The following is a 10,800-nucleotide window of genomic DNA, read 5'->3' as shown; positions in this document are numbered from 1 at the left end:
GCGGTAGACGGGCGCATATCATTAGGGATTACGTCCGGGGCATGGACGATGGATAGTCGGGGATGATGCTGGGCATTAAGTTGACGAAGCGACGCTTGGATGCGAGATTCATCGCCCACTAGCATCACTTTTAGGTCCGCAAAACGCGACAATGCCTGCACGGAGGCAGGCACTGTGACTTGGGGACCAAAATCCCCGCCCATCGCATCGAGTGCAATGGTTAGCCTAGTCAAGGGTCGACCTTACTTGTTGATAACCTTGCGGCCACGGTAGAAACCGTCTGCAGTCACATTGTGACGCAGGTGAGTTTCACCGCTGGTTTTGTCTACAGATACAGCTTGAGTACCCAGTGCATCGTGTGAACGACGCATACCACGCTTAGAACGGGTTTTACGGTTCTTTTGTACGGCCATTGACCCTACTCCTCGTTACTTTGCTTTAAGTTTTTTAGTGCGGCAAACGGATTTGGACGCTCATCAGCAAGTGGGATTTCCCCGAACACCATGTTGTCCGTACTGACTTTGCAGTCTGTATCTTCGTGCATGGCGACTTGTGGCAAGGCCACAATCAACTCGTCTTCGACCAATTGAATCAGATCAATCTCACCGTTTTCGTCGACTAATGCCGGCTCATAAGCATCCGGTAAATTGCCCACCTGGTCTTCATTGAAAACCGGGCTATAAACGAATTCAGTTTCATAGCGATACGAGAACGGCCCCCAACAACGTTGGCACTCAAGACTCACTGAAACGGCTGCTCGACCCGTTACAATTTTCAAGCCTTGGGCATCAATGTCGAATGAAAGCATGACCTCTGCATCACTATCGATGCTTTGGGTTGCCTCACCGAGGCGCAACAATCGCGACTTGTCTACAATACCATCGTAGTCGAGTTGCTTTTGGGCGCAACGGAACGGATCAACCGTCAGCGGTAGCTTTACCTTCTGCATAGGGCGCGAATATTAGCCTCCAAATGCGCTGGAGTCAAAGAAAATGTTACCTACGCGTCGCTGTTTAGGCTCGATAGCCACTCGGCCGGTTTGCCGACATCGCGCAAGTTATCTTTTCAGGTTAGACTGAGTGCGAACAATTAACAAAAATCGATCACGCGCGAGTCGTTTAGACACACTGGCGCGCTTAAAAAAGGAACGGTCATGCATACCACACAACCGCCAAAAATTGTGCTGGCATCAAGCTCCCCCTACCGCCAGGCCCTCTTAAAAAAGTTCGCCCTCCCCTTTTCGACTTTTTCACCTGCCATTGACGAAAGTCGACTCGAGAACGAACGCGCCACTGACTTAGTGGAACGGCTCGCACTCGAAAAAGCGATGGCCGGGATGCCGCTGTTCGATAACGCCATCATTATAGGCTCTGACCAAGTGTGTGTGATTGACGAGGAAGTCTTAGGCAAGCCGCATGAGCGAGACGTCGCCATTGAGCAGTTAAAGCGCGCCAGCGGCAAGAAAGTAACTTTTTACACGGGGCTGGCGGTGATTAATAGTGAAACCGGTGAGCATCAATCGGACGTTGAACCTTTTCATGTCGATTTCCGTGAGCTCACCGAGCAGGAGATTGTCCGCTACATCGATATCGAGCAACCGCTCGATTGCGCGGGCAGCTTTAAATGCGAAGGCTTAGGGATTGCCCTCTTTAACGCCATGCATGGCCGCGATCCCAATACATTAGTGGGGCTGCCACTGATTCGGCTACGCGAGATGTTAGAGAAAGAAAGGATTAGGGTTATCTAACCGGCGCGTGATCTATCAATGCTGTGAGGCTGTCCAATACAGCAACGGGACCAAAGGTCTTTAGGCTAGCGTGATCTTCAACGCCCCAGGTAACAGCCAACCGTGCCATATCCGCATTCACGGCTAACTGCATGTCATGGCCCGTATCACCGATCATAATCGCTTTCTCGCGCGCGATACCTGTTTGCGCTAACACTTCGTCTAGCATTTGTGGGTCAGGTTTAGATACCGTTTCATCCGCGCAACGCGTCGCAACAAATAAATCCTGCGTGCCTGTCTCTGCCATAGCCCGATCTAAGCCTGCTCGTGATTTTCCGGTAGCAACCGCTAATTGAAAGCCTTGTGCTTTTAATGCCACTAATGTGTCTTTGACGCCAGGAAAAAGCTGGCACGGTGTCGGATTGTCGTGGACAAATTGCTGACGATAATGCGCAATCCAGCTCGGATACCAAGCCGGATCAGCGTCGGGATAGAGCAATTGATAGCCCTTTTCCAAACTTAAACCGATCATGGCTTGCAAGCGTTCAGGCGGTAACACCGGTAACTGGCCGGTTAAACGTGCTGCACTATCAAGGCTAGACACAATCCGTCCAATGGAATCCATCACCGTACCGTCCCAATCAAAAATCAGTAACGAATAAGAGGCAATGGCAGGATGCGGCTTTCTTATTGCCATATTTGACGCCGCATCACAATCAACAGTAGTCGGTGGTTCAATGTGCATTTTTACCTCGTGTTCTCAACACTTACTGTTGCAAGACGCAGCGACAAAATACTGCGTATTGACGATCTGGGAATACGGAAAAAATTATGCGTTTTTCGCCCGTAGCCCTTCAAGGGCACGCTCAAGCTTGGGCTCCATCGGCGCGCTGAGCGTCATGGTGTCTTCATTCCCCGGATGCACAAAACGGATATTGGCAGCATGAAGGAACAAGCGATCCAGCCCGACTGACCGGGTGTATGCATCAAAGCGCGGATCACCATAGCGATCATCCCATGCTAAAGGATGCCCGACATACTGCGCGTGTACCCGTATTTGATGCGTTCGTCCCGTCACAGGGCTAGCCTGCACCAAGGTAGCGTCAGCAAAGCTTTCAATCACTTTAAAACGCGTTTCAGACGGTTTCCCCTTAGGGTTAACACGCACAATGCTATTCACCTCATTTTTTAATAGCGGTGCGGTGACTTTGCGCTGTTTGGCTGGCCATTTGCCCATGACTAACGCGTAATACTCTTTTTGCACCGTCTTTTCTCGAAACTGCGCCTGTAAATGTCGCAGTGCCGAGCGTTTTTTCGCAATCAATAAAATCCCTGAGGTGTCACGGTCAATCCGATGAACCAGCTCTAAAAAACGCGCCTTAGGTCGCAATGCACGCATGGCCTCAATGGCACCGAATTGCAATCCACTGCCTCCGTGCACTGCGGTCCCCGATGGCTTATTAAGCACTAACAGATGATCGTCTTCATGCAAAATACAATGTTCAAGCGCCGCTACTTTGTCTAACTTGGTGCTGGGTGCGGCTTTTTCATCTTTGTCGGGAAGACGAATAGGTGGCACGCGCACCACATCTCCCGGTTGGAGTTTATATTCCGGTTTTATCCGTTTTTTGTTAACTCGCACTTCGCCTTTACGAAGCACGCGATAAATCATACTTTTCGGGACATTTTTCAGCTGATTTCGCAAAAAATTGTCAATACGTTGGCCGGCGATATCATCATCGATGTCGATAAATCGCACTTGAGATTTTTGTTCTGTCATAACTTATTATTCTACCTCTAAGTGTGCTGACATGCACCTGTTGAGCGTACTAAAGCCGTTAAATCACGTGATAGCTATGCCGCAAAATCGCGGCAAAATCCGTTGAATTCCGCTCTCTTCCTGCCGGGCAATCGTGCAAAAAAACGCCATATTCACTGGGTTTTTCTATCAAGGCAACATAAGCCAATAAAGCCGATTGCTGGACTCTGGTCTCCCTGCTATAGTTGCGGCGTTAGTCAGAAAAGCAAACGCTTAGCTGACACACGGTTTATCGCCTGCGATAGAGATATCGCGCTTGGCAAACACGTGGCGCTCGGGGTATAAAAACGCGAGTGGTGCGGTTGCGAATCGAGCAGTCGGTAACCGTCATGCGGTTAATCCCGCAATAGCACCATAATTCCGAATGCTTTTAAGGCGTTACGCGGCAATTGGCGTAAGACGTAAACCCAAAGCACCCGTTAGTGTGTTGACACGAGGCAGTGAGTCAGTGTCAGAGCTCTCCGCCATCGGTAAAAAACGGCGGACGCCAACTGTGTAATCCGGTGAGCCATAAAAACCGTTGCAGCTGGCCGATTAAAACTTGCCCGAGCGCACCCCTGATTTTCTCCAGCCGGGAGGCTGCATCATATCAGACTTGGGGTCAGGCAGCATTGGCGACTGCTCTCGTCATCAACCGCTAATAACAACGATAAATAAATGAGAAAAATCAGATGAAAAGAATGTTGATTAACGCAACTCAGAAAGAAGAGTTGCGCGTCGCATTGGTTGACAAATAACCCGCGTGCAGGCGGTATCTCTCGCCGTATCGAAGGCGAAGAACGCAGCCAGCTGAAAGAAGCCATGTCCGGCCTCGAGCTGCCACAAGGCATGGGGCTGATTGTCCGCACGGCTGGGGTCGGCAAATCGGCCGAAGAGCTCGAGTGGGATTTAAAAGTGCTTCTTAACCATTGGCAAGCGGTGAAAGAAGCGGCAGCGGCAAACCCTGCACCTTTCCTTATCCATCAWGAAAGTAACGTGATTGCGCGCGCAATCCGTGACTACTTGCGTCGCGACATTGGCGAGATTTTGATCGACAGCGAAAAAGTCTTCACACGGGCGCAAGAACACATCAAGCTGGTTCGTCCTGACTTTGTCAGCCGCATCAAGTTTTATGATGGCGAGGTTCCACTCTTTAGCCATTATCAAATCGAGAGCCAGATCGAATCGGCCTTCCAACGCGAAGTACGCTTGCCATCCGGTGGCTCGATTGTTATCGATCCGACCGAGGCACTGACGTCTATCGATATTAACTCTGCCCGAGCCACCAAAGGCAGCGACATCGAAGAGACAGCTCGCCAAACCAACGTCGAAGCGGCAGAAGAAATTGCCCGCCAATTGCGTTTGCGTGACTTGGGCGGCCTGGTGGTGATCGACTTTATCGACATGACCCCAGTACGTCATCAACGCGAAGTCGAAAACATGCTCCGCGATTCGGTACGTATGGATCGTGCTCGCGTACAAATCGGCCGCATCTCGCGCTTTGGCTTGTTAGAAATGTCGCGTCAGCGCTTAAGCCCTTCATTGGCGGAAGCCAGTCATCATATTTGCCCACGCTGTAAGGGAACAGGCGTCATTCGTGATAACGAGTCACTGTCTCTTTCTATCCTTCGTTTGATGGAAGAAGAGGCAATGAAGGAAAACACCGCACAAGTACTCGGTATTGTTCCTGTCCCTGTGGCCTCTTATCTGCTCAACGAAAAACGCCGCTCCGTCCAGCACATTGAGAAGTACCACAATGTCCGCGAAGAGCCACAACAAGCACGTCCAGCGAAAAAACGTGAAGAGCCTGTTCTCCAAGGCTTTGCCGCACCCGCGACACCAGCGCCAAGTGCGCCAGCTCAAACGGCGTCGACCGAGGCATCCGTTAAAGCGACAACACCGGGATTATTGGCAAAAGTCGGTCAGTTTATTGCTAAGCTATTTAGCGCGCCTGCCAGTGATGAGGCGACGAGCCAAACCACACAAAAGCCTGAAGCATCAAGTCAGGAACAAGGTCAGAAATCATCACGCGGCCAACAAAATCGTCGCAATCAGTCTCGTGGTAGTCAATCGCGTGGCAACTCATCGCGAAGCAACCCATCGGCTAGCAACCATAAGCCCGATGCGCAAGACGAGCAAAGCGATAACAGCAGTAACGATCGCGGTCGTAACAATAAGCAACGTCGTCAGAATAAATCCCAAGAAGAACGTCGCGACACCAATCGTAAAGGCAAGAAGCCTCGCAACGATAACCGTAGCGATAAAGCGAAGAAAACCGCAGAGCAAGCACCAGCGGTCGAACCACAAGACGACAGTAAAGCGGCGAAACCGCAAGCTGAAAAAGCGGATACTAAAGGTCAGAAGCCCAACGATCAGAAGGCGGAAAAAACCGAACAGGTTAAACAGCGCCGTCAACGTCGTAAGCTAAACCGTAGCGTGCGGATTAATAAAGACATCGTAGAGACACACGCGCCGGTCGAGACTGCCGCCGAGCCAGGCAAAGACTTGCATCAAGTCGGTGCCGAAGTCGCCCAACAAGCGAAACAGCAACCGGAAAACGGCAAAAAAGAAGGCCAGCAGGACAAGCGTCGTAACCGTCGCTCACCTCGCCATCTTCGCGCCAGTGGCCAGCGTCGTCGTCGCCGTCCAATAGTGAAAAGCCCAATGCCGCTCACCACGGGTATGGCCTCACCGGAAATGGCAATGGGTAAAGTGTGGTCAGCAGAGCAACCGGTCAAGGTGAAGCAAGATCGCCGTCGCCAAGATAAACGCCAAACCCATCAACCGAGTGTGAGTGGTATTGTAAGTGGTGTGGCGCGTCCTGAAATGGCGATGGGTAAAGTCATTATCATGCAAAGCAAACCGGCTGACGCGGCCCCCGTCTCAACCCGCCCTGCATCTTCTGTAGGCACACCCGCGGCTGAGAAGAAGCCTGTTGTGCAGCCCGTGCAGACGCCTGAGGTGGAAGCCACACCGCAAGTAGCCGTTTCACCCGCACCGGCCACGACACCGGAGCATGATCCGAACGTCGATTTAGTGACCGAGAAAGTGATTGAGCGCGAGGTGGCAATCAATGCACCGACCGCCACTATCCAATATCGCCGCGCAACATCACCGATGATGAAAGCGCCGGCACCGAATGAGACAGTCGATCACAGCCCTGTGGCTATCGCCGCGTTTAACGCGCCAAACGCAGACGCCAAAGCAGCAGGTAGTGCCTGCGCTCGTGCATCAGCGTATGCGCCTGCGACCAAGCCCCAGCACTAATCGCTAGGCTTAACGGCATTCTTCAAAGGCCTCGGCATATGCTGAGGCCTTTTTTTAGATTTATTCCGCCGACGCAATACCTGTCACCCTACCCTCACTTGCAGCGATACATAGAAAAGTGCGTCAATCAACACGCTTCTATCGATACTTCCTTGTCAAAGCGAAAAAACGCAGTAACGTCGTAACAGGATGCGTTCCTCAAGCCTGATTATTCACGTTAACATTGACTCAGACAGGACGAGTGAACCCACAACCTTTATTAAAGTGCTGTAGGGAAAATGCTGTTTATTATGAAGAAGTTTCTCGCTGTCTACCCATTTAAACGCCTTCATCATACCCTGATGCTGGCATTCTTGTTATTAAGCCTTCTTCCACTCACTTTGGTGGCATTGTTTTTTTTAAATGCTTATAGCCAGGATCTGCAAAAGCAAAGTACCGCGCACCTTTTATCGGTTCGAGACAGTAAGCAGCAGCAAATCAATGATTACTTGAATGCCCAAGAAGCCGAAGTGCTTGGCTTTGTGGCCTCTGAGCTAGCCTATGCCAGTGGCGGCCATTTTTATGGTTTGATCGATGCATTTCGCCGCTTACGCCCTGACATTGAACAAGCCCGTCAATACGCCCAACGCCGTTATCTTCCCGAGTCAGGGAATATAATAAAAACGCCCGTCGCCAAAGACGATCCCAACTATTCAGCCACTGAGCGTTATCGGCTGCTCCATCAACGCTATCATCGCGCTTATCAGGCGTTACTGGCACGCGCGGATTTTGATGATGCTTTACTCGTCGATAAACAAGGCAACGTCACCTACTCGGTGAAAAAATACGCCAACTACGGCACCAATTTAATCACAGGGCCATTCCGAGATACCTCATTGGGGCACACCTTCTCAGTCTTGACACAGCACAGCCAAAAGATACAAGGCAAACTTGACCCGACGCCACATGTCGTTATTTCAGATTTCTCACCCGAGCAAGATGGGATACCCGTAGCTTGGCTAGGTGCACCGATTATTCAACAAGGATACCTTCATAGTTATGCCCTGTTTCGGCTACCCAACCAGGCTCTTGCCACATTAATGGCGCCGAGAGAGTCCAATGGTATTCAAACCTTATTGGTGGGAAAAGACGGCCAAGTACGTGCGCAATCAGCAACCTCTAAAGCGATCACCAACAGCACGCCAGTGATGGACAAGGCGCTAGCGGGGAACACAGGTGTCACCCGTTACCAAAGCCCCTCGGGCAACACATTACTCGCCGCTTATACCCCCATTGATAGCCATGGTTTAAAGTGGGGACTCGTCGCCGAGGTACCCACGCAAGTTGCGTTTGCACGGATCCACCAATTAGAGCAGCTATTTATTGTCGCTATGCTGCTCGCGACCCTCGCCGTGGTCGTTGCATCGCATTATGTGTCTAACTTTATTACTCGACCGCTCCTTCAGCTGACGTGGGCCGCCGAAAAAGTCAGTGCCGGTGATCTCGACACCCAAATCCATCACACACGCCGGCCTGATGAAGTGGGTCGGCTAGCAGTGAGTTTTGCGCGCATGCGTCATGCCATTCGCGAGAAAATCCAGTTAATTCAAAAGCAAAATCAAACCTTAGAAGCCAACCTCACCATCATCAAAGCTCAGAACCAAGAGCTGCAGTTGGCCAACACGCTAAAAGATGAGTTCCTCGCCACCACGTCACATGAACTACGCACGCCGCTACACGGTATGATAGGTATTGCAGAAGCAATGATTGATGGTGCGAACGGCCCAATTAGTCGCGAGCACCAATACCAATTGTCGATCATCGTTAACAGTGGTCAACGGCTAGCAAAACTGGTTGATGATCTTCTCGATTATCACAAAATGCGTTATGGACAACTGGGTCTCGAACAATGCCCTGTCGATGTTAACGCAATGACACAATTAGTCCTTTCACTCGCCAAGCACCTTAAAAAAGATAAACCCTTGGAGATCATCAACCAGCTGAGCGATTCGCCAGTATGGGTATACGCCGATCCGCAACGGCTCGAGCAAGTTATGTACAATCTGCTTGGCAATGCGATCAAGTTCACCGAAGCAGGCAAAATAGTGATCAGTGCCGATACCATTGATGACCGTATTCGCGTTCAAGTGGTTGATACCGGCAAAGGGATCCCCGCCGAACAACTCAGCCGAGTCTTTGAGCCGCTAGCCCAAGCAGTAAGCGGCCACTATCACTATCAACACGGTGCGGGTCTAGGACTATCGATTAGCCGACAACTGATTGAACTGATGGGCGGTCAACTCTATGTCAGTAGTCAACCACAGGTCGGAACCACGTTCAGTTTCACGCTTGCCAAAGCACATGAAATGCCCGCACTGACGGATGAGACTGATCAGCATATCTCGATGTCCGAGCATATCCACCCCTTAGACGCGGATCAACGCTTCCCCGAGCCAGCTGAAGCCAGCGTCCCCGCTCCAGCCGAAGACGCGCTGCATATTATGGTTGTCGATGATGAGCCGACCAATCAACAAATCCTAACCAGCTTTCTTCACATGGAAGGCTACCGTGTTTCAACCGCCAGCGATGGCCGCACTGCGATAGATAACGTAATCGCCACACCGCCAGATCTGGTACTTTTGGATGTACTGATGCCGGGAATGAGTGGCTTTGACGTCTGCGAGCAACTCAGGACACACTTCGATCATGCCGCACTTCCCATCATTATGCTCACTGCACTCAACCAGCCGGATGACAGGGTCTATGGCTTTAGCGTGGGTGCGAATGATTACCTCAGTAAACCCTTTGATAAACGAGAGCTGGCCGCACGGATTGCCACCCACCTGACCGCAAGTCAAGCTGAGCAGCGACGCCAAGAAAATCAACGCCTTGAACAGGCACTAGAGCAAAGCGCACAACAACAAGCCAGCCTGCTCGAAACACAATCTTGGCTGATCTCACAGCTGTCTCTTGCGCCCGAAGCCATGCTCGGCATGAGTCGTGATGGCCAAGTTAGGTTCGTCAACGAAGCGGCAGCACGCTTGTTTAAGCGCGATAAAGAAGACGTAAAACGCATGCACGGCCACGCGCTCGTTACCGCCCCCGACCACGCCCAACATAGCGAACGCTATCAAGGGCCACTTACCGCCTTTATTGACGGAACGCCTGAGCACCTTGATGGCATGTTGTTACGCTTTCCTGCAGAATCTGATATCGACAGCCTCTACGTGATCAACAACGATGCCCCCGTTTCTCAAACCCGTATACAAAGCCTTGAAAGTGCGATTGAAGCCCTCTCTGGGTATGCATTAGGCGGCGACATTCGCCAACTGGACGCATTAAAAGCCATGGGCGGTGAGTTTGAGGCGCTGGCAGAAAAAGCTGAACATCAACAAGAAAGTAAAATCAACACCCGTAGGCAGCTCATTGTCGAAGCCATGATTGCAGGGTTAGATTACTGGGAAGAAGCCACCGGCAAAACCAAGTTCGACTTTGCCGAACAAAGCGGCTTATGGCGCGTATACCTTGATCGTAGCAGCTTACAAACGCGCACTTTAGACAAGYACCTCTTGCTAGAAACCCTTCCCAAAACGCCAAGGTGGCGCACTGTGCTGAATTCCATTCGCTTTATCCTCGATCATTGCGACAAACGTAGCACCACCCGCACTCAGCTAGAATCTTACTACCAACAACTGCGCCAACTACTGTTAGACGATTAACAACACACCCACCAACGCAATAAAGTGCCTCCCCTTCCGGGGACAGGCACTTTTCCCTTTAGGAGGACAGACACGTTAAGTCCATGCCGTTTTAGCTCCTTTCGAGGACAGGCACCTTAGTCATAAGGTGCCTGTCCTCACTATCAGAACGAAGTGTCTGTCCCCGATATCTCTCTCACTCCCTATCACCAATACAGTGCCTGTCCTCACTATCAATACTCACTATCACTCACTATCATCGCAGTGCCTGTCCTCACTATCATCGATCAGAACGAAGTGTCAGAACAAAGTGCCTGTCCTCACTATCATTA

7 protein-coding genes and 1 pseudogene are annotated in these 10,800 nt (G+C 51.1%); 3 read left to right on the top strand and 5 right to left on the bottom strand.

The features are described from left to right. The 3 genes and pseudogenes from BZG79_RS06740 to yceD all read right to left on the bottom strand — a co-directional run. Positions 1 to 233, bottom strand: a pseudogene (locus BZG79_RS06740) (phosphate acyltransferase); the annotation flags it as partial. 9 nt (positions 234 to 242) lie between these two features. Beyond that, on the bottom strand, positions 243 to 413 hold the full coding sequence (rpmF, locus tag BZG79_RS06735; protein WP_021023155.1) for a 50S ribosomal protein L32: 171 nt from the start codon (positions 411 to 413) through the stop codon (positions 243 to 245). A 5-nt stretch (positions 414 to 418) separates the two neighbouring features. Further along, positions 419 to 949: a 23S rRNA accumulation protein YceD gene (gene yceD, locus BZG79_RS06730; protein WP_021023156.1), complete on the bottom strand. Its 531-nt coding sequence runs from the start codon at positions 947 to 949 to the stop codon at positions 419 to 421. Positions 950 to 1,153: 204 nt separating this feature from the next. Here yceD and BZG79_RS06725 point away from each other — a divergent pair, with 204 nt between their 5' ends. Further along, positions 1,154 to 1,747: a nucleoside triphosphate pyrophosphatase gene (locus tag BZG79_RS06725; RefSeq protein WP_077461213.1), complete on the top strand. Its 594-nt coding sequence runs from the start codon at positions 1,154 to 1,156 to the stop codon at positions 1,745 to 1,747. On the opposite strand, the gene BZG79_RS06720 is transcribed toward BZG79_RS06725, so the two are convergent. Beyond that, positions 1,740 to 2,423, bottom strand: coding sequence for an HAD-IA family hydrolase (locus BZG79_RS06720; protein WP_077774021.1), 684 nt, complete (start codon positions 2,421 to 2,423; stop codon positions 1,740 to 1,742). The genes BZG79_RS06725 and BZG79_RS06720 overlap by 8 nt on opposite strands. A gap of 132 nt (positions 2,424 to 2,555) precedes the next feature. Beyond that, positions 2,556 to 3,506, bottom strand: coding sequence for a 23S rRNA pseudouridine(955/2504/2580) synthase RluC (gene rluC / locus BZG79_RS06715; protein WP_077646599.1), 951 nt, complete (start codon positions 3,504 to 3,506; stop codon positions 2,556 to 2,558). Between the two features lie 765 nt (positions 3,507 to 4,271). Between rluC and BZG79_RS06710 the strand changes: the two genes are divergently transcribed. Further along, positions 4,272 to 6,791 (top strand): Rne/Rng family ribonuclease, encoded by a 2,520-nt coding sequence (locus BZG79_RS06710; RefSeq protein WP_108743244.1) that lies wholly within the window; start codon positions 4,272 to 4,274, stop codon positions 6,789 to 6,791. Between the two features lie 290 nt (positions 6,792 to 7,081). Further along, the gene (locus BZG79_RS06705; RefSeq protein WP_077774020.1) at positions 7,082 to 10,489 is read left to right on the top strand and encodes a hybrid sensor histidine kinase/response regulator; all 3,408 of its coding nucleotides are present in this window, start codon (positions 7,082 to 7,084) and stop codon (positions 10,487 to 10,489) included. Positions 10,490 to 10,800: the final 311 nt, after the last annotated feature.

The sequence above is a fragment of the Salinivibrio sp. MA427 genome, from assembly GCF_001996115.1.
GTDB lineage: Bacteria > Pseudomonadota > Gammaproteobacteria > Enterobacterales > Vibrionaceae > Salinivibrio > Salinivibrio costicola.
The sequence above is the reverse complement of the archived record's forward strand: the minus strand, read 5'-3'. Positions and strand labels throughout refer to the sequence as shown.